This is a genomic window from Limnohabitans planktonicus II-D5 (genome assembly GCF_001270065.2).
Lineage (GTDB): Bacteria > Pseudomonadota > Gammaproteobacteria > Burkholderiales > Burkholderiaceae_C > Limnohabitans_A > Limnohabitans_A planktonicus.
In genome coordinates, this window is the sequence record NZ_LFYT02000008.1 from 1 (window position 1) to 24740 (window position 24740).

Annotated in this window: 33 protein-coding genes and 1 tRNA gene; 24 read left to right on the plus strand and 10 right to left on the minus strand. The window is 56.8% G+C overall.

Features of this window, described 5'->3' with window-relative positions; all coding sequences use genetic code 11:
- The 3 genes from H663_RS28495 to H663_RS28505 all read right to left on the minus strand — a co-directional run.
- Window positions 1-519, minus strand: a 519-nt coding sequence (locus tag H663_RS28495) for an IS91 family transposase (RefSeq protein WP_133239997.1), incomplete at its 3' end; no start/stop codon positions are given.
- Window positions 516-665 carry a hypothetical protein gene (locus H663_RS28500; RefSeq protein WP_420844041.1) on the minus strand — a complete coding sequence of 50 codons (150 nt, stop codon included), beginning with the start codon at window positions 663-665 and terminating at the stop codon, window positions 516-518. The genes H663_RS28495 and H663_RS28500, both read right to left, overlap by 4 nt.
- Before the next feature lie 17 nt (window positions 666-682).
- Window positions 683-1447 (minus strand): site-specific integrase, encoded by a 765-nt coding sequence (locus H663_RS28505; protein ID WP_116695833.1) that lies wholly within the window; start codon window positions 1445-1447, stop codon window positions 683-685.
- Between the two features lie 860 nt (window positions 1448-2307).
- Here H663_RS28505 and H663_RS28515 point away from each other — a divergent pair.
- The 5 genes from H663_RS28515 to H663_RS28540 all read left to right on the plus strand — a co-directional run bounded on the left by H663_RS28515 (window position 2308) and on the right by H663_RS28540 (window position 5558).
- Complete coding sequence (locus tag H663_RS28515; RefSeq protein WP_053171698.1) at window positions 2308-2766, plus strand: GNAT family N-acetyltransferase; 459 nt, start codon at window positions 2308-2310, stop codon at window positions 2764-2766.
- Window positions 2767-2918: 152 nt separating this feature from the next.
- Window positions 2919-3755: a VOC family protein gene (locus tag H663_RS28520; protein WP_133239993.1), complete on the plus strand. Its 837-nt coding sequence runs from the start codon at window positions 2919-2921 to the stop codon at window positions 3753-3755.
- A 32-nt stretch (window positions 3756-3787) separates the two neighbouring features.
- Entirely contained in the window at window positions 3788-4150 is a 363-nt protein-coding gene (locus H663_RS28525; protein ID WP_053172132.1) for an antibiotic biosynthesis monooxygenase family protein, read from the plus strand.
- Window positions 4151-4564: 414 nt separating this feature from the next.
- Complete coding sequence (locus tag H663_RS28535) at window positions 4565-5023, plus strand: GNAT family N-acetyltransferase (protein ID WP_053171702.1); 459 nt, start codon at window positions 4565-4567, stop codon at window positions 5021-5023.
- A gap of 103 nt (window positions 5024-5126) precedes the next feature.
- Window positions 5127-5558 carry a GNAT family N-acetyltransferase gene (locus H663_RS28540; protein ID WP_083451126.1) on the plus strand — a complete coding sequence of 144 codons (432 nt, stop codon included), beginning with the start codon at window positions 5127-5129 and terminating at the stop codon, window positions 5556-5558.
- Window positions 5559-5704: 146 nt separating this feature from the next.
- On the opposite strand, the gene H663_RS28545 is transcribed toward H663_RS28540, so the two are convergent.
- Both H663_RS28545 and H663_RS28550 read right to left on the minus strand, forming a co-directional pair.
- Window positions 5705-5989, minus strand: a complete 285-nt coding sequence (locus H663_RS28545) for a type II toxin-antitoxin system RelE/ParE family toxin (protein ID WP_205872703.1) — start codon at window positions 5987-5989, stop codon at window positions 5705-5707.
- Window positions 5989-6207, minus strand: coding sequence for a TA system antitoxin ParD family protein (locus tag H663_RS28550; protein ID WP_053171706.1), 219 nt, complete (start codon window positions 6205-6207; stop codon window positions 5989-5991). The genes H663_RS28545 and H663_RS28550 overlap by 1 nt, the downstream gene beginning before the upstream one ends.
- A gap of 141 nt (window positions 6208-6348) precedes the next feature.
- On the opposite strand from H663_RS28550, the gene hisI reads away from it, so the two are divergent.
- The 7 genes from hisI (at window position 6349) to tatC (ending at window position 9550) form a co-directional block, all read left to right on the plus strand.
- Window positions 6349-6738 carry a phosphoribosyl-AMP cyclohydrolase gene (gene hisI / locus H663_RS28555; protein WP_053171708.1) on the plus strand — a complete coding sequence of 130 codons (390 nt, stop codon included), beginning with the start codon at window positions 6349-6351 and terminating at the stop codon, window positions 6736-6738.
- Between the two features lie 13 nt (window positions 6739-6751).
- The gene (locus tag H663_RS28560; protein ID WP_053171710.1) at window positions 6752-7120 is read left to right on the plus strand and encodes a phosphoribosyl-ATP diphosphatase; all 369 of its coding nucleotides are present in this window, start codon (window positions 6752-6754) and stop codon (window positions 7118-7120) included.
- A gap of 9 nt (window positions 7121-7129) precedes the next feature.
- Complete coding sequence (locus H663_RS28565) at window positions 7130-7492, plus strand: DUF4870 family protein (protein WP_053171712.1); 363 nt, start codon at window positions 7130-7132, stop codon at window positions 7490-7492.
- 29 nt (window positions 7493-7521) lie between these two features.
- Complete coding sequence (locus tag H663_RS28570) at window positions 7522-7878, plus strand: histidine triad nucleotide-binding protein (RefSeq protein WP_053172136.1); 357 nt, start codon at window positions 7522-7524, stop codon at window positions 7876-7878.
- A gap of 96 nt (window positions 7879-7974) precedes the next feature.
- A complete protein-coding gene (gene tatA, locus H663_RS28575; protein ID WP_053171714.1) occupies window positions 7975-8217 on the plus strand; it encodes a Sec-independent protein translocase subunit TatA in 243 nt (80 codons plus the stop codon).
- A gap of 34 nt (window positions 8218-8251) precedes the next feature.
- Entirely contained in the window at window positions 8252-8719 is a 468-nt protein-coding gene (tatB, locus tag H663_RS28580; protein WP_053171716.1) for a Sec-independent protein translocase protein TatB, read from the plus strand.
- 42 nt (window positions 8720-8761) lie between these two features.
- Window positions 8762-9550, plus strand: a complete 789-nt coding sequence (gene tatC / locus H663_RS28585; RefSeq protein ID WP_053171718.1) for a twin-arginine translocase subunit TatC — start codon at window positions 8762-8764, stop codon at window positions 9548-9550.
- Between the two features lie 391 nt (window positions 9551-9941).
- On the opposite strand, the gene H663_RS28590 is transcribed toward tatC, so the two are convergent.
- Window positions 9942-11093 (minus strand): S1C family serine protease, encoded by a 1152-nt coding sequence (locus H663_RS28590; RefSeq protein WP_053171720.1) that lies wholly within the window; start codon window positions 11091-11093, stop codon window positions 9942-9944.
- 92 nt (window positions 11094-11185) lie between these two features.
- On the opposite strand from H663_RS28590, the gene H663_RS28595 reads away from it, so the two are divergent.
- Both H663_RS28595 and pdxA read left to right on the plus strand, forming a co-directional pair.
- Window positions 11186-11938 carry a Nif3-like dinuclear metal center hexameric protein gene (locus tag H663_RS28595; RefSeq protein WP_053171723.1) on the plus strand — a complete coding sequence of 251 codons (753 nt, stop codon included), beginning with the start codon at window positions 11186-11188 and terminating at the stop codon, window positions 11936-11938.
- Window positions 11935-13002, plus strand: coding sequence for a 4-hydroxythreonine-4-phosphate dehydrogenase PdxA (gene pdxA, locus H663_RS28600; protein WP_240620459.1), 1068 nt, complete (start codon window positions 11935-11937; stop codon window positions 13000-13002). The genes H663_RS28595 and pdxA overlap by 4 nt, the downstream gene beginning before the upstream one ends.
- Window positions 13003-13021: 19 nt before the next feature.
- Here pdxA and mscL read toward each other — a convergent pair whose 3' ends face one another.
- A complete protein-coding gene (gene mscL, locus H663_RS28605; RefSeq protein WP_053171725.1) occupies window positions 13022-13447 on the minus strand; it encodes a large conductance mechanosensitive channel protein MscL in 426 nt (141 codons plus the stop codon).
- A 142-nt stretch (window positions 13448-13589) separates the two neighbouring features.
- Here mscL and petA point away from each other — a divergent pair, with 142 nt between their 5' ends.
- The 6 genes from petA to H663_RS28635 all read left to right on the plus strand — a co-directional run bounded on the left by petA (window position 13590) and on the right by H663_RS28635 (window position 17688).
- Window positions 13590-14186, plus strand: coding sequence for a ubiquinol-cytochrome c reductase iron-sulfur subunit (gene petA, locus H663_RS28610; RefSeq protein ID WP_053171727.1), 597 nt, complete (start codon window positions 13590-13592; stop codon window positions 14184-14186).
- 11 nt (window positions 14187-14197) lie between these two features.
- Window positions 14198-15607 (plus strand): cytochrome b, encoded by a 1410-nt coding sequence (locus H663_RS28615; protein ID WP_205872704.1) that lies wholly within the window; start codon window positions 14198-14200, stop codon window positions 15605-15607.
- A gap of 20 nt (window positions 15608-15627) precedes the next feature.
- Window positions 15628-16392 carry a cytochrome c1 gene (locus H663_RS28620; protein ID WP_053171729.1) on the plus strand — a complete coding sequence of 255 codons (765 nt, stop codon included), beginning with the start codon at window positions 15628-15630 and terminating at the stop codon, window positions 16390-16392.
- A 91-nt stretch (window positions 16393-16483) separates the two neighbouring features.
- A complete protein-coding gene (locus H663_RS28625; RefSeq protein ID WP_053171731.1) occupies window positions 16484-17095 on the plus strand; it encodes a glutathione S-transferase N-terminal domain-containing protein in 612 nt (203 codons plus the stop codon).
- 18 nt (window positions 17096-17113) lie between these two features.
- Window positions 17114-17557, plus strand: a complete 444-nt coding sequence (locus H663_RS28630) for a ClpXP protease specificity-enhancing factor (RefSeq protein WP_053172140.1) — start codon at window positions 17114-17116, stop codon at window positions 17555-17557.
- A gap of 55 nt (window positions 17558-17612) precedes the next feature.
- Window positions 17613-17688, plus strand: a tRNA-Thr gene (locus H663_RS28635).
- Between the two features lie 92 nt (window positions 17689-17780).
- Here the strand turns inward: H663_RS28635 and H663_RS28640 are convergent.
- The gene (locus tag H663_RS28640) at window positions 17781-18089 is read right to left on the minus strand and encodes a DciA family protein (RefSeq protein WP_053171732.1); all 309 of its coding nucleotides are present in this window, start codon (window positions 18087-18089) and stop codon (window positions 17781-17783) included.
- A 229-nt stretch (window positions 18090-18318) separates the two neighbouring features.
- Here H663_RS28640 and secA point away from each other — a divergent pair, with 229 nt between their 5' ends.
- The 4 genes from secA (at window position 18319) to H663_RS28660 (ending at window position 23737) form a co-directional block, all read left to right on the plus strand.
- Window positions 18319-21057: a preprotein translocase subunit SecA gene (gene secA / locus H663_RS28645; protein WP_053171734.1), complete on the plus strand. Its 2739-nt coding sequence runs from the start codon at window positions 18319-18321 to the stop codon at window positions 21055-21057.
- A gap of 102 nt (window positions 21058-21159) precedes the next feature.
- A complete protein-coding gene (gene argJ, locus H663_RS28650) occupies window positions 21160-22389 on the plus strand; it encodes a bifunctional glutamate N-acetyltransferase/amino-acid acetyltransferase ArgJ (protein WP_053171735.1) in 1230 nt (409 codons plus the stop codon).
- Window positions 22386-23270 (plus strand): ATP-binding protein, encoded by an 885-nt coding sequence (locus H663_RS28655; protein ID WP_053171737.1) that lies wholly within the window; start codon window positions 22386-22388, stop codon window positions 23268-23270. The genes argJ and H663_RS28655 overlap by 4 nt, the downstream gene beginning before the upstream one ends.
- Entirely contained in the window at window positions 23267-23737 is a 471-nt protein-coding gene (locus tag H663_RS28660; protein ID WP_053171739.1) for an NUDIX domain-containing protein, read from the plus strand. The genes H663_RS28655 and H663_RS28660 overlap by 4 nt, the downstream gene beginning before the upstream one ends.
- 17 nt (window positions 23738-23754) lie before the next feature.
- Here H663_RS28660 and H663_RS28665 read toward each other — a convergent pair whose 3' ends face one another.
- On the minus strand, window positions 23755-23970 hold the full coding sequence (locus H663_RS28665; protein ID WP_053171741.1) for a DNA gyrase inhibitor YacG: 216 nt from the start codon (window positions 23968-23970) through the stop codon (window positions 23755-23757).
- Window positions 23967-24722: a cell division protein ZapD gene (gene zapD / locus H663_RS28670; RefSeq protein ID WP_053171743.1), complete on the minus strand. Its 756-nt coding sequence runs from the start codon at window positions 24720-24722 to the stop codon at window positions 23967-23969. The genes H663_RS28665 and zapD overlap by 4 nt, the downstream gene beginning before the upstream one ends.
- Window positions 24723-24740 lie beyond the last annotated feature (18 nt).

A 24740-nucleotide genomic window follows, 5' to 3' on the forward strand; every position in this document is an offset into this window, starting at 1 on the left:
CAAGCCTTTGTTGGCATCCAGCGCCGCCGCAGGCATGAGCACATGAACGTGTGGATGAAACTCCAACTGCCGCGAATGGGTATGCAGTACGGCCATGGCCCCGGGCGTGCCTTGCAACTGTTTGTGGTTGGCACTGAAGACGCGTAACGTCTGCCAGGCGCAATCCATCAAGGCGGTGTAGGCAACGCGTTGATGCTGCCAAACCAGCGTGCGCAGCTCGCTGGGCAAAGTAAACGTGAGAAGAAAGTAGTTGCTCGGCACCAGCCGTGTTGTTTGGCGCTCAATCCAGGACTGGCTCTCGTGGGCTTGGCAGTGGGGGCAGTTGCGGTGGCCGCAGGAGTGCGGCACCATTTTCTGATCGCCACAGTCGGTGCACTGGGCCAGCATGCGCGGCGCCAATGTGGTGCGGCAGCGCTGCATGGCTGTGAGGGCCTGGCGCTGGACGTGTGAGGCACACTGGGGATACTGCGCCAAGTAGTCTGCGCCAAAGCGCTCAATGATGGAGGCCAGGGTGATCATTTGACATCACCCCAATCCACACAAAAGCGCGCCATCAAGGCCTCAATGCGTTCGCCTGCCTGGGTATTGGTGTTGTGGGTCAGGTGGGTGTAGCGGGTGGTGGTGAGGATGGAGTGGTGGCCCAAAATCTTCTGGACCTCAAGCAAATCGACCCCAGCTTCAATCAGGTGCGTGGCATAGCTGTGGCGCAGGCTGTGCGGGGTGATCTTTTTTTTAGGCCGCAATCGATGGCCACTTGATGCAATGTCTTTTGCACGCCGCCCCGGTCGAGCGGCGTACGTGCCGCGTGCGCGCCCTTCAATCCACCCAGGCGATTGGGAAACATCAGCTCGGGGTTGCGGTGCGTGGCCCAAAAGCGGCGCAGCACCAAAAGCGTGGCTGCAGGCAGGGGAACCAGCCGGTCACGGTTACCTTTAGAGTCGCGAATATGTATGCGCTGGCGGACTGCATCAATGTCTGCGACCTTCAAAGCCAAGCCTTCGCTCAGACGCAACCCCATGCTGTAGAGCGTGAAGAAAAACACGCGGTAACTCAACACCTGAGTGGCGGCAAACAGAGCTTGCGCTTCTTCGACGGTGACAATGTCAGGCAAGCGTTGAACCTTGGGGGGCTTGATGAAGTTCGGGCTGCTCCAGGGTTTGCCCAGCACGTGCGAGGTAAAGAACTTGAAGCCGTATAGATCGAGTTTGACGGCGCTCCAAGAATGGGAGGCCACAAGATCGCTGAAATAGTGGGTCAGTTGCGTGGGCAGGAGCTTGTCAATTGCAAAATCAAAGTAGTCGCCCATGCGCCGAATTGCACGGGCGTAAGCGTCAATGGTTTTGGGCTGCAGGCCTTTGAGCTTGAGGTGCTGCAGGTGGGTGCGGTACGCGCTGGAAAAGGGTTCGGGGAAAATGGCGGGGTCATAGCCACCGGGATACGTCGACATGGGCGAACTCCAGATAAGTTGAAGATCACATGCCCCACAATTGAGGCATGAGCCTACAGCTTACGAATTCACCAACAGCCGTTGCGGCACACCCGCTCCGCGTAGCGGCTTCGTCCAACCCCTGGCTCAAGCGGAGCGCCAACGGCAGAATGCCAGGCCCGGGCCGGTGATACGCTATACATTCTGACCGGTCCGGGCCTGGCATTCTGCCGTTGGCGCCCGCTTAGCTCGAACGTTAGACCTTAGAAAGTGACACCTCATGACTTTTAGACGCATAGCGCTTCGATGCCTTTCGCTTTTTCTGGGTGCATTGAGTTTTGCGCGCGCCGAACTTCCGTCCGAGGTTCTTCACACGGGAGGCATCTACCGCAGTGAGGTTCAGACCAATGCAGAAGGTACAAGCTACATCAGCGTACTTCGATTTGCGCCTGACAACAGTGTGTTCTTAACGCACGTTGCGATGCCAGCGACTCACGAACGGCTGTGCGAATGGTTCAGACCTGAACTGGCTCGTGAGTACTGGTCAAAGGGAGCGAGTTATCGCCTGGCGGGGAGCCGCCTCACCTTTCAAACGGCATCCCTCAGTGCAACCACGTTGTTCGATGGAACAATTGAATCGGAAGTGCTCCGGCTACAGCTCGTCGTGCCGACGAAGCAGAATCTGACGTACCCTCTCACATTTAAGTTCGCGTCCTGCCCCTAACGCTCTCGCATATGACACCAATCTTGTTCGAATACGCTGATGTAGTGGTCGTCATGTCCAACAGGTCGGTCAACGCCGACTCGCTGCCGCAATGTGCCGGTCACCTTCACGTTAGGACCAGCAAACACACCCAGCGTCAAACTTGCCCCCAACGCCAATGAGCATCATCAACGTACGTCAGGCCGTTTTTTCAGACCTCGAAGCGCTCGCAGACCTGTTCAATCAGTACCGTGTGTTTCAAGGCAAGGCCAGCGACCTTCCAGTCGCAGCAGCCTTTCTTCAAGCACGGTTCGATCACGGCGAGTCTGTAGTCTTCTTGGCATCAGAAGTTGCTACTCCTGTCGGGTTCGCACAGCTGTATCCCATCTATTCCTCTACGGATCTCGCCAGGGTCTTCATTCTGAACGACCTCTTCGTCCATGAGCGTGGTCGCCGCAAAGGGGTGGGATCGCAGTTGCTCTCAGCTGTCGAGAGCTATGCCTGGAGCCATGGCGCAGCCCGCGTCACTCTGAACGTCGCCATCGAGAACACTACGGGTCAAGCGCTTTACGAAGCTCAAGGCTGGCGTAAGGACGCACAGTTCTTCATGTATCACCGGTTCCCGACCGGCAGCTAAGCCATGGCGCATCGTGTGGGGCAACCCCTGACTCAAGCCGGGTGTCAACGACAGGCCACCGAGCACGGACTGGTGGAGTGCGGTACATATTCGTTAGATCGGACCCAGGGTCTTGCCGGGGTCGCCAACTTACCTCGAACTACAAGTGCGCAATGAGCAACACCGCTGTCTATTCCACCGTTGACCATGTGATGATCCGCTTGTTGGACATCGACCCATTGCTCTCGCTCTTTGCCGATGTGTTCGGCCTTCCCGTTTCATGGCCAAAGCAAAGCAGCAGCTTTGCGACGTTCGCATGGGTGCATGTGGGAAACACCGAACTTGAGTTGTGGGCATCGGCGAGCAATTCAGATCTTCCCAAAGAAAGTCAGCCGCCACTCATTCATGGATTTGCTCTGGAACCTGTTGACTTGGAGGCCAGCGTTGCGCACCTTACCCAAGCGGGACTTCAATGCAAATCCCCCCGACCTTACCAGACCAAGACCGCAGACGGTTCTCTCACTACAAACTTCACCAACTCGGTGTTGCTGGATCTTTCTTCCGATTCTTGTTGTATCTTTTTTTGCGCATGGAATCCTGAAGGAACAATCTATCCGTGGAAGGAGCGGCTGACTACAGCCGAACGGAGAGCCAGGGATCAACTTGAGATGACAAAGCGTGGAGGCGGAACGATTGGGCTTGTCGGGTTGTCGGCAATCGAGATGTCAACTCCGAATCTGTCTGACGCAGAGAAAAAATGGAGGCTTCTGACGGAGTCATCGGGAACAGGGATCGAGCTGACCGCGGACATGGTCCTAAGATTGACTCAGGGCAACCGCCAGGTTATTCAATCACTGACCTTCGAAGTCAGATCGCTGGAATCCGCCAGAGATTTTCTGTTGGCGAATGGTTTGCTTGGCGCGTCGTCAGAACATGAGATTTCACTTGAGTCAACGGCGATCTGCGGGCTGCGAATGAAGTTCAGGCAAGCAAGGGAGGCCGCGCAATGACACCCATCCCTTCGGTCATGCGGACTGGAAAAATGTACACATCCACCTTTACGTTTGCAAAAAGGCAATACGACGCAGAGTTCTATGCCCTTGACGATGTCATTGCACAGATAGCGAAGTCCATCCCAGGTTACTTGGGTGAAGAGTCTTGGGAAAACCAACAAACCGGACTCATCTCAAATGTGTACTACTGGGAGTCCATGGCTGCATTGCAATCATTGATGAAGCACCCTGAGCACATGAAGGCAAAGCAGCAGCAATCGCGTTGGCTCAATGGCTTTCAAGTGGTCATCGCTCAAGTTACCGGCACGTATGGCGACAATGGAATCCAACATCCATTGGCTGGTCGTGTTGTCACCACAAAAAGTGAAGCGCATCAGGAGCGGCAAGCATGAAATCAACTGCCATATTCAAGTGTTCAGCACACGGTGTGTGGCCTGGCTTGTTTGTCAGGCTGAAGCCAAGAAGGGCCTTTCACTTATTGGTTCATTCCACTCAGGAGTCAAAGGCCCAGCGGGCAACGTCATCTGCCTGTATTGGGCGGGCAGCAATCGCCTAAATCCTCCGTGGCGAGTTGAGGCCTAGCCCCTTGTTAACCGGACGTGCTTCAGCGTGGCTGCGTCGGGCATCATTTCATTCTTAACCGGCTTCGTTTATCTGTCGCAGTCCGGTTTGGTCCAAGTTAAACCACTAAAAGCTGATGGTCGATTTTCCAACGCTGCAGACATCCCGACTCACGCTGCGTGAGATTGTGGAATCGGATGCGGAGAATATTTTTCGAATACATGGCAACGCCGAGTAAATCAACCATGAGCATCGCCATCAGAGAAGCGCGCACCACAGACATTCAAGCCGTTTCGGAGATGTTTGATTTGTATCGCCAGTTCTATGAGCAGCCCCCCGACTTGCCATTGGCGCAACAGTTCATCGCCGATCGTCTGAACAATTGTGAGTCGGTCATCCTGTCAGCGGAGTCCGCTTCATCGGGCATGCTTGGCTTCTGCCAGCTTTATCCTTCCTTTTGCTCTGTTGAGGCGAAACCGATTTATTTGCTTTACGACCTTTTTGTTTTGCCCGTCGCCCGAAAGGCCGGTGTTGGCCGATTGCTCCTGCTTGCTGCCGAGAACAAAGCAGCTGCCGAAGGCAAGACACGTATGGACCTCACCACCGCTCGCAGCAACCAGCCTGCGCAGTCTCTTTACGAGTCACTGAGCTGGGAACGCGATGAAATTTTCTTCGCTTACAACCGACGAGTTACCCAGTCATGAGTCCTTCAACCTTTGGCGTACCTGGCTGTCCCCGAACGCTGCGCTCAACCGGACGGCAACGTGCAGCGCACGTCGCTGCCAGTTAACTGGGGCGTTAGGCTAAATGTCTGGGCCTCATTTGCGCCAAGCCACCGCTGCCGACATCCCGGGCATTTGGGAGGTGCGCTACTCAGTGACCGAGAACACCCTGACACCCGGCCGCATCTCAGATGAAGAGGCCAGAGGGTCGATTGAAGACACAGGCTGCGGGTGGGTCATCGAAGAAGCTGGAAGGATTGAGGCATTCGCCGTAGGCATCGCCAAGACGGGCAATGTCTGGGCGCTGTTCGTCAGGCCAGATGCACAAGGCCGAGGCCATGGAACCCGTTTGCATGCCGCAATGATCGAGTGGTTCCGCAAGCAACCCATCGACAGGCTCTGGCTCTTGACGGGCACAACCACCAAGGCCAGAGAGTTCTACGACAAGAACGGATGGGAGTGCGTCGGTCCTTACGGTAGTGACGAGGTCAGGTATGAACGGGCGAATGCAGCCTAACGGGTCGTTCAACCGGAGCGCCAACGGCTGACTTGCTTGGCTGAAACCTGTTCAGGAAGTAGTCCATGTATTTTTAGGGGCAGTTTGTGTTTTTGTGCGCGTAAGCTTTTGGCCAAGTCGTCAGAGCTGTAAGTTGCTGGCGCTCATCAACGCTTTAAAGCCACGTAGAAATTTTCATGCGGCCCGACCGCCAGCAGCATCGCTTCAATGGGGGCTGTTTTGTGCGGTTGCAGTTCATAGGCCAGCAGAGTTTCCTGACCGTTCAGTTTGAACTTGTAGACGAAAACACCCGCGAGGTCGCCTTTCTTTTCCTCGCCCAGCTGTGGATTTTGAAGAATGGCCTTGATGGCTTCATCCAGAGTTTTTTTGTCGCGGGCGTGAAGCTTTTTGGCCACCCGGTTGAAAGATGGCGAGGCGCTGACTTGCAGCATCAGCCAAACTCATAAGGCGCAGCCAGTCCGGCTTTGACCTCTTCACGCGAGAGCATGGTGTCTTGGATCACCCGCAAAGGCATGTCAGGGTTGTCGATCACGGCTTTGCCGATGCGTGCCCAGTACTCAATTTGCTTGGGCACAGAGCGGTGCTCTGCGGCAGCGTAGGGTTTGGCGTCTTCGACCAACTCGTCAGACAGTTTCATTGCAACAGCCATGGTGCTTCTCCGTGATGAGGTTGCATTTTGCAACCAATGAGTGTTTTGTGCAACCTGTTAAGGCTTTGAAGTAGCTTGATTGACGGTGCTATGAGGTGCGAATGCAGTCCTGACACCCCAATGTCTTAAGATCACCCCCCTATGAATTGGCTCGACAAAATCAAATGGGATGACAAAGGCCTGGTGCCGGTCATTGCCCAAGAACAAGGCTCCGGCGACGTGTTGATGTTCGCCTGGATGAACCGCGAGGCGCTGCAAAAGACGGCCGAACTCAAGCGGGCGGTGTATTTCAGCCGTTCGCGCAACAAGCTGTGGTTCAAGGGCGAGGAGTCGGGCCATGTGCAGACGGTGCACGACATCCGCATCGATTGCGACAACGATGTGGTGCTGCTCAAAGTCACGCAGCTGGGGCACGAGCCGGGCATTGCCTGCCACACGGGCCGCCACAGCTGCTTTTTCCAGAGCCTGCAAGCCGATGAGTGGCAGGCGGCCGATCCGGTGTTGAAAGACCCCGAAACCATTTACAAGTGAGCGCCAAAAGCCCATGAGCAACCAGGACATCCTTGACCGCCTCGCGGCCGTGGTCGAAAGCCGCAAACCCGCCAACGGTGGCGACCCCGAAAAAAGCTATGTGGCCCGCTTGCTGCACAAGGGGCCGGACGCCTTTTTGAAGAAGATTGGCGAAGAAGCCACCGAAACTGTGATGGCTGCCAAAGACGTGGACCATGGCGGTGACAAAACCAAGCTGGTTTATGAGGTGGCCGACCTGTGGTTTCACAGCATGATTGCGCTGGCGCACTACGGCCTGACGCCCGCCGACGTGGTCAACGAGTTGGCCCGCCGAGAGGGCCTGAGCGGTCTGGAAGAAAAAGCCCTGCGCAAAGTGCAAGAGCGCGAACGCTTAGGGGAGTAAGCTGTAGCCATGAACACACAACCTTCCAACGACAGCACCCACACCATCAGCTGGGTCAGTTACATCCTGCACCTGATCGTGGCCGTCAGCGCGGTCATTCCCGGCGCGCAAATGGGCCCGGCCTTGTTGGTGGTGGCGCTCATCATTGATCTGGTCAAAAAAGACGATGCCCATGGCTGGGAGGGCACGCATTTCAGCTACCGCATCCGCACGGTGATCTGGGCGGCTTTGCTGTACCTGGTGACCTTGCCGCTCTGGTTTTTCTTTGTCTTTCCGGGCTGGCTGGCCTGGGTGGCCATTTCGATCTGGTTTTTGTACCGCATCGTGCTGGGCATGGTGCGCTTGAACACGCAGCGGCCTGTGACCGAATGACATTTTTTGACTTTGAATCCCATCAAGCCATGACCGACGCCAACTGTATTTTTTGCAAAATCATCGCGGGCCAGATTCCCTCGCGCAAGGTGTATGAAGACGAGCATGTGTTCGCCTTTCATGACATCGCGCCATGGGCGCCCATCCATTTCCTGATCATTCCCAAGCTGCACATCCCGTCGATGGCGCAACTGACCACCGAGCACGCTGCCTTGATGGGCCACATGATGACCTTGGCGCCCAAGCTGGCTTTGCAAGAAGGTTGCAACCCTTACCCGGATGGCGGTTTCCGCATTGTGCTCAACAACGGGACCGAAGGTGGCCAGGAAGTGCACCACCTGCACATGCATGTCATGGGCGGCTCGCGCCCATGGCTGCGGGGTTGAAACGGCGCTTTTACCCCCCAAATCCTTCCTTCCTCAGGGCCGATCCGATACGGGGTGTCGATCCCCTTAGAATCCCCACATCTTTAGGAGATTTTCATGGGTACTTTTTCCATCTGGCACTGGCTGATCGTGCTGCTGATCGTGGTCATGGTGTTCGGCACCAAAAAGCTCAAGAACATGGGTTCTGACCTGGGCGGCGCTGTGAAGGGCTTCAAGGACGGCATGAAAGAGGGCGGCACCAAGGACGAGGCAGCCCCTGTGGCCGGTCAGGTCACTGCATCGACTCCGGCTCAGCCCGAAAAGACCACCATCGACGTCGAAGCCAAGACCAAGTCTTGAGCGCTTGCACTTTTGAACGACTGAACGCCGCACTGTGCTGGATTTAAGCTTTTCTAAAATGGCGCTCATCGGGGTGGTGGCGTTGATCGTCATCGGTCCTGAAAAACTGCCCAAGGTGGCCCGCACCCTGGGCACCCTTTTGGGCAAGGCGCAGCGTTATGTTTCAGACGTCAAGGCCGAGGTCAACCGGTCCATGGACCTCGAAGAGCTCAAAAAGATGAAAGAAACCATGGAGTCGGCGGCTCGCGATGTCGAGCAAACGGTCCAAACTACGGCTTCTGATTTTGAAAAGGACTGGGCCGAGACCACTTCAGGCTTGCCCAGCGATTTGCCTGCCATCGAGCCTCCGCCGCCTTATTACGTTCGCCCAGACAAAAACTGGCGTCTCAAGCGTGGTGCGGTGCCCCAGTGGTACAAAGCACGCTCTGGCGTGCGCACCAAGGCGTTATCGGGTGCCGCACGCGTGGCCCGTTACCGGCCCAAGCCCCTCAATTCTGTGTGAGGGTTGCGCACCTGCGGTGCGCCCCCTCCAACCGACCCCGCCATGTCCGATACCCCCTCCCAGCCCGACGACGAACTCAAAGGTTCCGAGCAACCTTTTGTGGCGCACCTGATCGAGTTGCGCGACCGCCTGATCTGGGCGGTGGCCGCTGTGGCTGTCGCTGCGGCTGCCTTGGCCATTTACCCCGGCCCTGGCAATTTGTACGACATCTTGGCGGCCCCTCTGGTGGTGCATTTGCCCAAGGGGGCCACATTGATCGCCACCTCGGTTATTTCGCCTTTCATGGTGCCACTCAAGATTTTGTTGATGAGCGCCTTTTTGATCGCTCTGCCCGTGGTGCTTTACCAGGTCTGGGCCTTTGTGGCCCCCGGTTTGTACAGCCACGAAAAAAAGCTGGTCATGCCTTTGGTGGTGTCCAGCACGGTGCTGTTTTTCATCGGGGTGGCGTTTTGTTACTTCTTTGTGTTTGGCCAGGTGTTCAGTTTTATCCAGAGTTTTGCCCCCAAAAGCATCACTGCTGCGCCTGACATCGAGGCCTACCTGAGCTTTGTGTTGTCCATGTTCCTGGCCTTTGGCCTGGCGTTTGAAGTGCCTGTGGCTGTGGTGGTGTTGGCCCGCATGGGCGTGGTCAGCATCCAAAAACTCAAGGATTTCCGGGGCTACTTTGTGGTGCTGGCCTTTGTGATCGCCGCCGTGGTCACGCCCCCTGATGTGGTGTCGCAGCTGGCGCTGGCCATTCCCATGTGCCTGCTTTATGAGCTGGGCATTTGGGCAGCGCAAGTGTTCATCAAACACACGCAAGCACCAGACGAAGCTTCCAGCGCTTCTTGATTTAATCACCGGGCTATTCGATCGGTTTTGGGCGTCGGCCTGTACAAGTTGCCAATCGATCGCCGGTGGATGGCGTCACTCAACCAAATTCAATCACAACATCACCGGCCATTGGGGTCTTCGATGACCAAGCCATTATTGATCCGTCACGCTGAAGTTTGAAATGTGTGAGAAATGGCCTCTCTCAGGTCGGTACTCGCAGAGTCCGACATGATGGGTTGCGGCACAGGCCCATGTCGGAGTCTTCGACCGCCGACCTACAACATCTTTGAGCATTGAATACTTCACAGGGCCGGATCAATGGCTGTGGGCATTGGTCAAGACCAAAAAAGGGGCCTGTTGGCCCCTTTTTTGCTGGTGCATCCCTGTTCAAGGCCATGAAAACGCGATGTCAGCGAGCCTTCTTGACGGAAGGGCGTTCGGCCGGGGTGATGCGCAAGTTGGTTTCACCCTGTCGCCGCCAGATTTGGACATCTGTCGGCGTGCCAGGTTTGAGTGCTGCCACTTGCGTGAGCAACTCAGACACGTTGCTGACGGGGCTGCCGCCCACTTTCATGATCACGTCGCCTGGACGAATGCCGGCTTTGGCGGCAGGGCCATTTTGCAAAACCCCGGTGATCACAACGCCTTTGGGCAGGGTGTTTTGACCGGATTTGGGCAGCTGAAAGCTCTCGGCCAATTCGGGTGACATGTCTTGCGGCTCTACGCCGATCCAGCCTCGCGTGACTTTGCCGTCTTTGAGCAGGTCTTGCATGACTTGCTGTGCGGTGGACACGGGAATGGCAAAACCTATGCCCATATTGCCACCTGAGCGAGAGTAAATGGCGGTGTTGACACCCATCAGGTGACCGTTGACATCGACAAGAGCCCCCCCCGAGTTGCCTGGGTTGATGGCGGCATCGGTTTGAATGAAGTTCTCAAAGGTGTTGATGCCCAGTTGGCTGCGTCCCAGCGCGCTCACGATGCCGGAGGTGACAGTTTGCCCGACACCAAAAGGATTGCCGATGGCCAGCACCACGTCGCCCACTTGCAGGTTTTGGATTTGTCCCAACACGATCACGGGCAATTTATCGAGTTTGATTTTGAGCAAGGCCAGATCGGTGTCGGGGTCGGTGCCGATGACTTTTGCCGCAGCGCGGCGCCCGTCAGTCAATACGACTTCGATATCGTCTGCATCTTCGATGACGTGGTTGTTGGTCAGGATGTGGCCCTCGGGGCTAACGATGACGCCGCTGCCCAAGCCTGCGGTGTTGGGCTCATCTTGTTCGCCGTAGAAAAATTTAAACCAAGGGTCTTGCGGCGTCTGGCTGTTGGCTTTGCTGGTGTTGATGCTGACCACCGCTGGCGAGGCTTTCTGGGCTGGCCCGCTCAAACTGCCCATGGGGCGATGGTTCGTGGCGTTGGGCGGACTTTGCAAGAGTGTCATGCTGTTGGCCGAGTCATGCGCTCTGCGCAACCAATCGGGCTGCAGGGTGGCGACGACAAACCAGATGGCCAGAAAAACTGTCACCCATTGAGAAAAGAGGAGCCAATAGCGTTTCATATGGGGGATTGTCCTTGATCTGTGCGGTTGATGTGGCGTTTTGCTGGCGTGCTTCAGACACAATGAGCTGTTCATGACAAACACTCACCCCCATGACTGATGCCAAAACCCTGGGCCAGGCATTTGATGCCTTGCTGCAACCTGAAAAATTTCGTGACTACGGACCCAATGGCCTGCAGGTAGAAGGCGACCGGGACATTCGCTTGCTTGTCAGTGGCGTCACGGCCAGTAGAGCACTGATTGAAGCGGCCATTGAGGCTCAGGCCGATGCCATTTTGGTGCACCATGGCTTGTTTTGGCGGGGGCAAGATGGGCGCGTCACAGGCTGGATGCGTGAGCGATTGCGTTTGTTGCTGACCCATGGGATTCATTTGTTTGCCTACCATCTTCCACTGGATGCGCACCCTGAATTGGGCAACAACGCGCAATTGGGCCGTGTGTTGGGTTTACTCGCCGATGCACGTTTTGGTGAGCAGGACTTGGGTTTTGTGGGTGCTGGCGCACAGACCTGGTCAAAACCTCAAGCATTGGCTGATCATGTGGCCAAACAACTGGGTCGTCATGTGACTTGCGTGGGTGATGCCGAAAGACCGGTTCGACGAGTGGCCTGGTGCACGGGTGGGGCGCAAGGGTATTTCGAGTCGGCCATTGCAGCGGGCGCCGACGCCTTCATTACCGGCGAAATTTCAGAGCCGCAAGCCCATTTGGCCCGCGAAACCGGCGTGGCATTCTTGGCGTGTGGACACCATGCCAGTGAGCGCTATGGCGCACCTGCTGTGGGTGAGCGCGTGGCGCACGACCTCGGCTTGGCCCATCGCTTCATTGAAATTGACAACCCCGCATGAAAAGACACGCCATGTCCTCGGATACGCCTTGCATCACCCGTCCCATTGCCATCACACCCGGGGACCCTTGCGGCATTGGCCCGGAAATCATTGCGCGTGCCTGGTGTGATGCGCCAGATGTCACGCAGGGCTGTTTTGTAGCCGGGGATGTGCAGCTGATGCGACGCGCCTTGGGTTTGGTGCAATCTGGGCCAGCGTTTCCGGTATGTGAAATCACTGAGCCTTCACAGGCGCTGAGCGTGCCCCCTCGTTGTTTGCCGGTGTTGCAGGTTGTGCCTACTGCGCCTGTGCTGCCATGGGGACTTGTCGATGCACGGGCTGGGCAATTGGCCGGGGAGGCGGTGTTGTGGGCTACGCGTGCCGCCTTGCGCGGTGAGGTCGCGGCCTTGGTGACGGCACCCTTGCACAAGGAGGCCTTGCACGCGGCCGGTGCGCCCTATGACCAATACCCGGGTCACACTGAATTGCTGCAAGCCGAGGCAGCTCGTCATGCAGGTTTGCCGCTGGCGCAGATGCCTGTGCGCATGATGCTGGCCAACGATGAGTTACGCACAGTCCTGGTCAGCATCCACCTGTCTTTGCGTGATGCGCTCAATGCCATCACGCAGGAACGTGTGCTGCAAACCTTGCGCATCACGGACGCATCGCTTGGCCGGATGATGGGGCGTCGGCCCCGCATCGCTGTTGCAGGGGTGAATCCGCACGCAGGCGAGGGCGGCTTGTTTGGCCGTGAAGAAATCGAGGTCTTGCAGCCTTGTTTGGCTTTGGCGCGGCAAGACGGCCTGGATGTGCATGGGCCGTTTGCGCCAGACACCGTATTCATGCGAGCCCGACAACAGTCAGATGGTCGTCGCGAATTTGACGTGGTGATTGCGATGTATCACGACCAAGGCTTGATTCCCGTCAAGTATTTGGGGGTGGAGCAGGGGGTGAATGTGACTTTGGGCTTGCCCTTGGTCAGGACCAGCCCAGACCACGGTACAGCCATGGATGTGGCTGGCCAAGGTGTGGCCGACCCCCGCAGCATGATCGAGGCCATCCGCATGGCCAGACAATTGATCTGACCCTTGCGCTGTTGATGGTTCAGGCTTTGTTTTTCAGGCTGTCACGAATTTCACGCAGCAGCATCACTTCTTCTGGTGTGACGGCAGCTTCTGCTGGCGCTGCGGGGGCGGCGGCCATGAGTTTGTTCATCTGACGGACCATGAGGAAAATGATGAACGCCAAAATGATGAAATTCAAGGCCACCGTGATGAAGTTGCCGTAAGCAAAAACGGCCCCCATTTTTTTGGCCTCGACCAGTGACAGCCCCGCGGCTTGACCTGCCAGGGCCAAGTAGTAGTTCGAAAAGTCCAGACCGCCGAAAGCCTTGCTGATGAGCGGCATGATCAGGTCGCCAACCACTGAATCCACAATTTTGCCAAAAGCAGCGCCAATGATGACGCCGACGGCCAAGTCCATGACGTTACCTTTGAGGGCAAAAGCTTTGAATTCCTGAATAACCGACATGAGAAATGCTCCATAAAAAAATGAATCAGAGGGCTTATTGTGAACCATGCAGGGGAACTGACATTGACTTGTAAGTCAGTTGGCTGTTTCACTCCGCTACAATCGCGGGTTGACCCTGATATTGACTCGCTAGAGGATTCCCATGAGTGACACCCCAGTCGACAGCAGCAAGCGGACCTGGCTGATTGCCTCCACTTGTGCAGGTGCCGTAGGCGCTGGCTTTGTGGCCACCCCCTTCGTCAGCAGCTTTCAACCTTCCGAACGAGCCAAAGCGGCTGGTGCGGCCGTCGAGGTGGACATTTCCGCTTTGAACCCGGGCGAAAAGCTCACTGTCGAATGGCGTGGTAAACCTGTGTGGATCATGAAGCGCTCGCCCGAGCAGCTCGAATCCCTCAAGAAAATCGAAGGTCAGCTGGCCGATCCTGCCTCGGATCGCACCGCATACCCCACCCCTGAATACGCCAAGAATCCACACCGTTCCATCAAGCCCGAAATCATGGTGGCAGTGGGCATTTGCACCCATTTGGGTTGCTCGCCAGGCGACAAATTCGCCACAGGCCCCCAGCCTTCACTGCCTGATGATTGGAACGGTGGTTTCCTGTGCGCTTGCCATGGCTCGACGTTCGACCTCGCTGGCCGCGTGTTCAAGAACAAGCCTGCGCCTGACAACCTCGAAGTGCCTCCGCACATGTACCTGTCTGACACCAAGTTGATCATTGGTGAAGACAAGAAGGCCTGATGGAGAACAACATGGCTCATTTCAAAGAAATCTCCCCCAACGCCCCAGCAGGCGAAAAGCTCCTCAATTGGGTTGACAACCGGTTCCCGTTGTCCAAGCTATACAAAGACCATTTGTCCGAGTACTACGCATCCAAAAATTTGAATTTTTGGTATGTGTTTGGTGCCCTTTCGCTTTTGGTTCTCGTGATCCAAATCGTGACCGGTATTTTCTTGGTCATGCACTACAAGCCAGACGCCGCTTTGGCCTTCGCTTCGGTGGAATACATCATGCGAGATGTGCCATGGGGCTGGTTGATCCGCTACATGCATTCCACAGGTGCATCCGCTTTCTTTGTGGTGGTTTACCTGCACATGTTCCGTGGCCTGATCTATGGCAGCTACCGCAAGCCGCGCGAGCTGGTTTGGATTTTCGGCTGCGCCATCTTCCTGTGCTTGATGGCAGAAGCCTTCATGGGTTACCTCTTGCCTTGGGGTCAGATGTCCTATTGGGGTGCCCAGGTGATCGTGAACTTGTTCTCGGCCATTCCTTTCGTGGGCCCTGACCTGGCTCTGTTGATCCGTGGCGACTTCGTGGTGGGCGATGCCACCTTGAACCGCTTTTTCAGCTTCCACGTCATTGCCGTGCCTTTGGTGCTCTTGGGCTTGGTCGTTGCCCACATCATTGCTTTGCACGAAGTGGGTTCCAACAACCCCGACGGTGTGGAGATCAAGGCACCCGATGCGCCCAAAGACGCTAAGGGCAACCCATTGGATGGCATTCCTTTCCACCCTTACTACACCGTGCACGACATCTTCTCGGTCAGCATCTTCTTGATGGCTTTCACTGCGGTGGTGTTCTTCGCGCCTGAGTTTGGTGGCTATTTCTTGGAGTACAACAACTTCATTCCGGCCGATCCGCTGACCACGCCTTTGCACATTGCACCTGTTTGGTACTTCACGCCTTATTACTCCATGCTGCGTGCCATCACCAGCGAGATGATGTATGTGTTGATCGCTTGCGTGGTGGTCGGTTCCGTTTTGGCTGTGGCCAAAGGCAAGCTCCCCACACTGCTCAAAGGTGGCGTCATTGGCGCTGCGGTGGTGATCTCCGCCCTGATGCTGGCCATTGATGCCAAGTTCTGGGGTGTGGTGGTCATGGGCGGTGCTGTGATCATCATGTTCTTCTTGCCATGGCTGGACTACAGCCCTGCCAAGTCGATCCGCTACCGTCCTGACTGGCACAAATATGTTTACGTCGTTTTCGTGATCAACTTCCTGATCTTGGGTTACTTGGGCGTCAAGCCACCCTCGCCCATCGGTGAGCGTGTGTCCCAAGTGGGTACCCTGTTCTATTTCGGCTTCTTCCTGTTGATGCCTTGGTGGAGCAAGCTGGGCACGTTCAAACAAGTGCCTGATCGCGTGACCTTCACGCCTCACTGAGATCACGGAGATTCAAGAACATGAAAAACCTCAAGAAACTCGCGCTGGGCTTTGTGATGGCCCTCGGCTTGATGGCCGGTGCACACGCCGCTGGTGGCGGTATCGCCTGGGACAAAGCGCCCAAGAAAACCAACGATCTGGCCGCTTTGCAAAACGGTGCCAAGTTGTTCGTCAACTACTGCCTGAACTGCCACTCCGCTGCTTTCATGCGTTACAACCGCCTGAAAGACATCGGTTTGACCGATCAGCAAATCAAAGACAACCTGATGTTTTCCACCGAACGTGTGGGCGACACCATGAAGGCTGCGATTGATCCTGTGCAGGCCAAAGATTGGTTCGGCAAGAACCCGCCCGATTTGACTTTGATGGCGCGTTCCCGTTCGGGCCCTGGTGGCACGGGTGCGGATTACCTCTACACCTACCTGCGCACCTACTACCGCGACGAGACCAAGCCCACGGGCTGGAACAACTTGGCCATGCCCAACGTCGGTATGCCCAACCCGCTGTGGGAACTGCAAGGCGAGCGTGAGCCGGTATACACAGAAAAAGAAGAGCATGGTCACAAAGTCCAAATCTTCTCGGGCTGGAAGCAAGTCAAGCCCGGCACCATGACACCTTTGCAGTACGACCAAGCGATTGGCGATCTGGTGGGTTACATGCAGTGGATGGCAGAACCTGCTCAAAACACCCGCGTTCGCATCGGTGTTTGGGTTCTGATTTTCTTGACCTTCTTCACCTTCATCGCCTGGCGTCTGAACGCAGCGTATTGGAAAGACGTCAAGTAATTGATCTTTTGCCCGGTTTTTTGGCCGGGTCTTGTGGAGTGGCAGGCCTTGGGGCCTTCCACTCTTTTTGATTTTTTGAGGAGCCTCCGCCATGATGGTGCTTTATTCCGGAACCACTTGCCCTTTTTCCCACCGTTGCCGTTTTGTGCTGTTCGAAAAAGGCATGGATTTCGAAATCCGTGATGTGGACCTGTACAACAAGCCCGAAGACATCAATGTGATGAACCCTTACGGCCAGGTGCCGATTCTGGTCGAGCGTGACCTGATCCTGTACGAATCGAACATCATCAACGAGTACATCGATGAGCGATTTCCACATCCCCAGTTGATGCCCGGTGACCCGGTGGACCGAGCCCGTGTGCGCCTGTTCTTGCTCAACTTCGAAAAAGAACTGTTCACCCATGTCTTGACGCTGGAAAACCGCGCCCTCAAAGGCAACGACAAGGCTCTGGAAAAGGCCCGCGCACACATCCGCGACCGCTTGACGCAATTGGCCCCTGTGTTCCTGAAAAACAAGTTCATGCTGGGCGACAACTTCTCGATGCTTGACGTAGCGATTGCACCTTTGCTCTGGCGTCTGGATTATTACGGCATTGAGTTGAGTAAAAATGCTGCGCCTTTGCTGAAGTATGCTGAACGCATCTTCTCGCGTCCGGCTTACATAGAAGCATTGACCCCTTCTGAAAAGGTCATGCGCAAATAAACCCGCATGGAGTCCGCAATGATCAGTGACACCGAATTGCCTTCCACTCGCCCGTATTTGATTCGGGCGCTGTACGAATGGTGCTCTGAAAACGGCTTCACACCCTATGTGGCTGTGAAGGTGGACAACTCTGTGCAGGTGCCGCGTGAATATGTGCAAGGTGGCGAGATTGTGCTGAACGTCAGCATGGATGCCACCAGCTCTTTGAAGCTGGGCAATGAATTCATCGAGTTCAAAGCCCGCTTTGGCGGCAAGCCTCGCGACATCATGGTGCCCATTTCACGTGTGATGGCCATTTATGCCCGTGAAAACGGTCAGGGGATGGCTTTTCCTGTCAGTGACGACCATCCCACGGCTGCCTCACTGACCGAGGCTGATGGAAAAGCGCATGAGGCTACTGAAAACGATAGGGTGCCACCACCTTCATCGCCTGCCAGGCCGTCCTTGAAAAGGATTAAATAAAAAATACGGCTCGGTGCCTCGAATGGGGCATTGAGCAAGTTAGAATCTAGCCCGTGCCGCTTTAGCTCAGTTGGTAGAGCACCCGCCTTGTAAGCGGTAGGTCGTCAGTTCGAATCCGACAAGCGGCACCACACATCAAAAGGCCCTGATTGAAAAATCAGGGCCTTTTTTCTTGTGCGCCCAGCATGGGCGCGCACAATGCAGCTGTGAGCTGATCCACCCATCAGATGATTCGACTTTGAACCTTGATGCGAATGGTGCTGACGGGCATGCCCTTGGTGTTGAGGTGGGCCTGCAAAGCGGGCACCATTTGGCGTAATTTGGCCGCCACGGCATTCGAGTTGGCCAGCAGGCACCAAACGCCATCTTCAATGGGGCCGGCCTGAACACTGGCTCTGAGCGGTGCAGGCAGCAAGCTGCGAATGGTTTGAAGACGCTCGGAGGATTCACGCAAACGGTTGGCCAGCAGAGCAAAGCTGGGGGATTCCTGAACGGCTTGTTGCAGGGGAATGGCGTGATGTCGTCTTTGCATGGAGGGCTGATTATCCGGCAGATGTGAGGCAGATGGCCTTCAGAGAAGGTGCAGCCGTAAAGCCAGTGAGCACAGAGGCTAAAATCCGACCATTGAGCTGGTGCCTGAGGCAGTCAGCTTGGCTCGATGGGTCTTGTGTCCTATCGAACCGGCTTCATATGAACCCTTTAACCTGACAGGATAGACGGTCTGTTCCTCAGCCCTTGGGCTGAAGGTGGATCTTGTAGACATGGCCATCCCATTCCTTACCAAAATTTTCGGCAGTCGCAACGACCGCCTGCTCAAGCAATACCGCAAGCATGTTGACCGCATCAATGCGCTCGAAACCAGTTTGGAGAGCTTGAGTGATGACGACTTGCGGGCCAAGACCCAAAGTTTCAAAGACCGCGTTGCAGCGGGTGAAACTCTGGATGCCTTGCTGCCTGAGGCCTTTGCCGTCGTGCGCGAAGGCTCCAAGCGAGTCATGAAGATGCGCCATTTCGATGTGCAGCTGGCGGGCGGCATTGCACTGCACAACGGCAAGATCGCTGAAATGCGCACTGGCGAAGGCAAGACACTGACGTCAACACTGCCTGCCTATCTGAATGCGCTTGCGGGCAAGGGCGTGCATGTGGTTACGGTGAACGATTACCTGGCCAGCCGCGATGCGCAGTGGATGGGCAAGTTGTTCAACTTCCTGGGTCTGTCCGTGGGCATCAATTTGCCGCAGATGCAGCGCGAGGACAAGCAAGCTGCTTACAACTCCGACATCACCTACGGCACCAACAACGAATACGGGTTTGATTACCTGCGCGACAACATGGTCTATGAAGCGAGAGATCGCGTTCAAAGGCCGCTGAACTTTGCCATCATCGATGAGGTGGACTCGATCCTGATCGACGAAGCCCGCACGCCGCTCATCATCAGTGGTCAGGCCGAAGACCACACCGCCACCTACATGGCGATGAAACAGGTCATTCCGCTGCTCACCCGCCAAGAGGGCGAGGCCGATCCCCGCACGGGCGAGGGCATCATCACACCCGGTGATTTCACCGTGGACGAAAAGGCCCACCAGATTTTCCTGACCGAGCAGGGGCATGAAAAAGCCGAGGCCGTTTTGGCTCAGATGGGCATGATCCCTGAAGGGGCCAGTCTGTATGACCCGGCCAACATCACGTTGATGCACCACCTCAATGCCGCCTTGCGTGCGCAGCACCTGTACCACCGTGACCAGCACTATGTGGTGCAAGACGGGGACATCATCATCGTGGACGAGTTCACCGGTCGTTTGATGAGTGGTCGCCGCTGGAGTGATGGTCTGCACCAGGCTGTGGAAGCCAAAGAGGGCGTGCAGATCCAGGCCGAAAACCAGACCATGGCCTCGATCACGTTCCAGAACTATTTCCGCCTGTACAACAAGATCGGCGGCATGACCGGAACGGCCGATACCGAAGCCTATGAGTTCCAGGAGATTTACGGCTTGGAAACGGTGGTCATTCCCCCGCACCGCAAAAGCCAGCGTGAAGACCAACTGGATCGGGTCTACAAAACTTCGCAAGAGCGTTATGCCGCAGCGATTGCCGACATCCGCGAATGCCATGAGCGAGGCCAGCCTGTGCTGGTGGGCACCACCTCGATTGAGAACTCGGAATTGATTTCCCAGATGCTCACGCAGGAAAAACTGTCGCACCAAGTGCTCAATGCCAAGCAGCATGCGCGTGAAGCCGACATCGTGGCGCAGGCAGGTCGTCCAGGCATGATCACCATCGCCACCAACATGGCTGGCCGTGGCACCGACATTGTGCTGGGCGGCAACATTGAAAAAGACATCCAGGCCATCGAATCAGACGAGAGTTTGTCTGCCCAAGACAAGCAAACGCGCGTGGACGAATTGCGCGAGCAGTGGAAAGTTGTGCACGAGCTGGTCAAGGCCAATGGGGGCCTGCGCATCATTGCCACTGAGCGCCACGAGTCCCGCCGCATTGACAACCAGTTGCGTGGCCGCTCCGGCCGCCAGGGTGACCCCGGCTCATCACGTTTTTACCTGAGTCTGGACGACCCCTTGATGCGCATTTTTGCGGGTGACCGCGTGCGCGCCATCATGGACCGCCTGAAGATGCCCGAGGGTGAAGCCATTGAGGCGGGCATTGTCACGCGCAGCATTGAAAGCGCCCAGCGCAAGGTCGAAGGGCGCAACTTCGACATCCGCAAACAACTGCTCGAATACGACGATGTGTCGAACGACCAGCGCAAGGTGATCTACCAGCAGCGCAACGACATCCTGGACGCCCAGGACATGGAAAGCCAGATCGCCTCGCTGCGCGAAGGCTGCTTCACCGACCTGGTGCGTCAATACGTACCCGCTGAATCTGTGGAAGAGCAGTGGGATCTGGTCAGCTTGGAAAAGGTGTTGCTCGAAGAGTGGCAACTGCAGTTGGACTTGCTCGGCAAGGTTCAGGCCTCGAACGCCATCACGGATGAGGACATCCTAGAGGCCGTGGTGGCTGCGGCCCATGCCCATTTCAAGAGCAAGCTTGAGCAGGTGGGCGCGGTGAATTTCACGCCGTTTGAACGCATGGTGCTGCTGCAAAGCATCGACACGCACTGGCGCGAACACCTCAGTTCGCTTGACTACCTGCGTCAGGGCATTCACCTGCGCGGTTATGCGCAAAAGCAGCCCAAACAAGAGTACAAGCGCGAAGCCTTTGAGCTGTTTGGTCAGTTGCTCGATTCTGTGAAAAACGAAGTCACGCGCACCTTGATGAATGTGCGCATTTCTTCAGGTGAAGAGATGGAGCAAGCGGCTCAGGCCATCGAAGAACGCGCCGAAAGCGTCCGCCATGTGACCTACACTTCGCCTGACGAAACTGGGCTGGCCCAAACGGTGGCAGCCGATTCTGCGCAAGAATGGGCCCCCGTGGGACGCAACGACCCATGCCCCTGTGGCAGCGGTAAAAAATACAAGCAATGCCACGGCAAACTGGCTTGATTGTGATCTGCAGATGGAAACGGGCTTCGGCCCGTTTTCTTTGTGCAAAGCGGCCACCAAGCTCTTCATCTCTGAGTTTTTCCTGTTTTCTGAAGGATCGACATGCCTGTTAATTTCCCCGCTTTGGACCCAGCTCAACTCAGTTCGATTGCAGGTGTGCGCATTGGCACCGCCGAAGCCGGTGTGCGCAAGGCCAACCGAAAGGACGTGACGGTTTTCCTGCTCGATGAAGGTGCCAGCGTTGCAGGGGTCTTCACCAGCAATCGCTTTTGTGCAGCGCCGGTGCAGGTGTGCCGCGAGCACTTGGCTGCAGGTTCTGCGGTGCGTGCCTTGGTCATCAACACGGGCAACGCCAATGCGGGCACGGGCGCACCGGGTTTGGCCCATGCGCGCCAAACCTGTGACGCCTTGGCCGGTTTGTTGCAGTGTCAGCCTGATCAGATCCTGCCGTTTTCTACAGGCGTGATCATGGAGCCCTTGCCGGTAGAGCGCATCGTGGCCAGCCTGCCCGCCGCCTTGGCCAGCGCGCAGCCTGCGCGCTGGGCGCAAGCGGCCGAGGGCATCATGACCACCGACACCTTGCCCAAAGCGGCCAGTGTGCAGGTTCAGGTAGGTGGCAAGACCGTGAGCATCACCGGCATCAGCAAAGGCGCAGGCATGATCCGGCCCAATATGGCCACCATGCTGGGCTTTGTGGCCACCGATGCCTGCATTGATCCCGCTTTGTTGCCGGCCTTGGTCAAACACCTGGCCGATGGGTCGTTCAACCGCATCACCATTGATGGCGACACATCGACCAATGATTCGTTCATGCTGATCGCCACGCACCAGGCAAGCAATGCCCCGATCACCGCACTGGACAGTGCAGACGGTCAGGCGCTGGTTCAGGGCTTGATGCAGGTGGCCCGTCAACTGGCGCATGCCATTGTGCGCGATGGCGAGGGCGCGACCAAATTCATCACCGTGCAGGTGGACGGCGGTCGCAACGGCGAAGAATGCCGCCAGGTGGCCTATGCCATCGCGCATTCGCCCTTGGTGAAAACGGCGTTCTTTGCCAGCGACCCCAATCTGGGACGCATCCTGGCGGCCGTGGGCTATGCCGGGATTGAAGATCTGGATCAAGGGCTGATCGAGTTGCACCTGGACGATGTGCATGTGGTCACCCAGGGCGGTCGTCATCCCCAATACCGCGAAGAAGACGGCCAGCGTGTCATGAAAGGCAGTGAAATCACCGTGCGTGTGGGCCTGGGGCGTGGCACAGCCAGTGACACGGTCTGGACCTGCGATTTGAGCCACGAGTACGTCACCATCAATGCGGATTACCGGTCATGAGCACCACCTTGGAACAACTGCTGGCCCAAGTCAGCCAACTGGTCAGCCGCATTGAAGCGGTGTTGCCCCAGCCCCTGTCGGCACCCGACTGGACGCAGGCCATTGCCTGGCGCTACCGCAAACGCTCGACGGGCCACGGTGTGCTGGAGCCGGTTCGCCATGTGGCGGCCATGACCCTGGATGATCTGAAAGAAATTGAGGATCAGAAGGAAAAATTGCAGCGCAACACCGAGCAATTTGTGAACGGGCGACCCGCCAACAATGTGCTTTTGACCGGGGCGCGCGGCACGGGCAAGTCATCCCTGATCAAGGCATGTCTGAACACCTACGCCCCACAAGGCCTGCGCCTGATTGAGGTGGACAAGGAAGACCTGACCGATCTGCCCGACATCATCGAGGTCGTGGCCAGTCGGCCGGAAAAGTTCATCGTGTACTGCGATGACCTGAGTTTTGAAGATGGCGAGCCCGGCTACAAGGCGCTCAAATCCATCCTGGATGGCACCGTGGCCGCCGCCACGCCCAATGTGCTGGTGTATGCCACCAGCAACCGCCGCCATTTGTTGCCGGAGTACATGCACGAAAACCTGAGCTACACCCACACCGATGACGGTGAGGTGCATCCCGGCGAGGTCGTGGAAGAAAAAATTTCACTGTCAGAGCGTTTTGGCTTGTGGATCAGTTTTTACCCATTTTCACAAGACGAATACCTCACCATCGTGGCCCAATGGTTGGGCGCTTTGGGTGCCACACCCGCGCAAATCGAGGCGGCCAGGGCAGACGCCTTGCTGTGGGCGCTGGAGCGCGGAGGCTCGCGCAGCGGCCGCATTGCCTACCAGTTTTCCAGGGACATGATGGGGCGCCAGGTGGGTATTCAGGCATGAGCGACTTGCTGGTTGCCGATGGCGAGCGTCAGCGCGAGGGCGGGCCCGCACGCCCAGTGGTGGATGTCGCCGTTGGTGTGCTGATGCAGGCCGATAGCCGCTTCTTGCTCACATCCCGTCCTCCCGGCAAGGTCTATGCGGGGTATTGGGAGTTTCCGGGGGGCAAGCTGGAAGCGGGCGAGACGGTCGAGCAAGCCTTGCGCCGCGAATTGCAAGAGGAGTTGGGCATCACCATCGGTGACACCCAACTCTGGAAAACCCAAATGGTGGATTACCCCCACGCCCTGGTGCAGCTGCACTTTTGCAAGGTGTGGGCCTGGCAGGGGGAATTGCAGATGCGGGAAGGTCAGTCACATGCCTGGCAGGATTTGCCGGTGCAGGTGGTGCCAGTCTTACCGGGCACCCTTCCGGTGCTGACTTGGCTGGCCCAGGAGCGCCTGTTTGAAGGCGACACACACACCGGCTGAACTCAGTCCAAAGGCGTTCACTGCAGCCGTGGATCGCCAAAACTCTCGTCAGGGGGCGTGTCGTCAGGCAACTTGAATTCTTCACTGGCCCAAGCACCCAGATCCACGCCTTTGCAGCGGGCACTGCAAAAAGGTCGGTAAGGATTGGCGCTGCTGTACAGGCTGTTGCCACCGCAGGCAGGGCAGCGCACTTGGCGTGGCCGGATGGGGGCAGCTGGGTTCGAATCGCTCATGCGCACAAGGCCATTTCAAAGGGAACTTCGTCAGTGCAGGACTGCAGACGCCCGTCCGCTTGCTGGCGCATCATGCGAATGACGACCAGCAGACGGTTGCAGCTGATTTCGGGTGTGATGCCCAAGGCTGGGTCAATTTTGAGGCGCAGCAACTGGAATGTGCGGCCTTGCGGCAGGGTTTGTTGCAGCAGGCCCGAGGTGGCCATGACCTTTTGCGTGGTGCCGGACTCGCGCAGCATCTGAAGCAGCAACTGTATGGACTGGACCAAGGGTGCATAGGGCGCTACCCACTGGTTCAGATCGGCGATGCGCTGAGTCGCGTCATGGTGCTGCCAGGCGTGGTAGGCGGGCAGGTCAAACTCGCAGGTGCCGCCCGGGATCACGGCCCGACTGCGCAAGGCCATCAGAAAGTCGTTGTCATGCAGGCTTTGGCCGATTTTCCCGGTCAGCTGGTTGATCACGGCGAAATGCTCGTCCAGTTGGTCGATCAGGGTGTTCAGTGCTTTTTCAGAGATGGCCGGATTCCCCCTGTAGCCGTTGTACAGCTGCTTTTGACGTTCCAGGTCCTTGAGGACATCCGATTTGAGTTCCGTGCGTGCCGACACCTCCATGATTTCAAACAAGGTGGTCAGGGCAAAGTGATGATCCACCGCGTCAGAGCGGGCGATCAATTGACCCAGGCGGGTGAACAGTTGCTGCAGGCGCAAATAGGTGCGGATGCGTTCGTTAAAGGGGTATTCGTACAGTATCACGCGGCATCTTCCAGATGC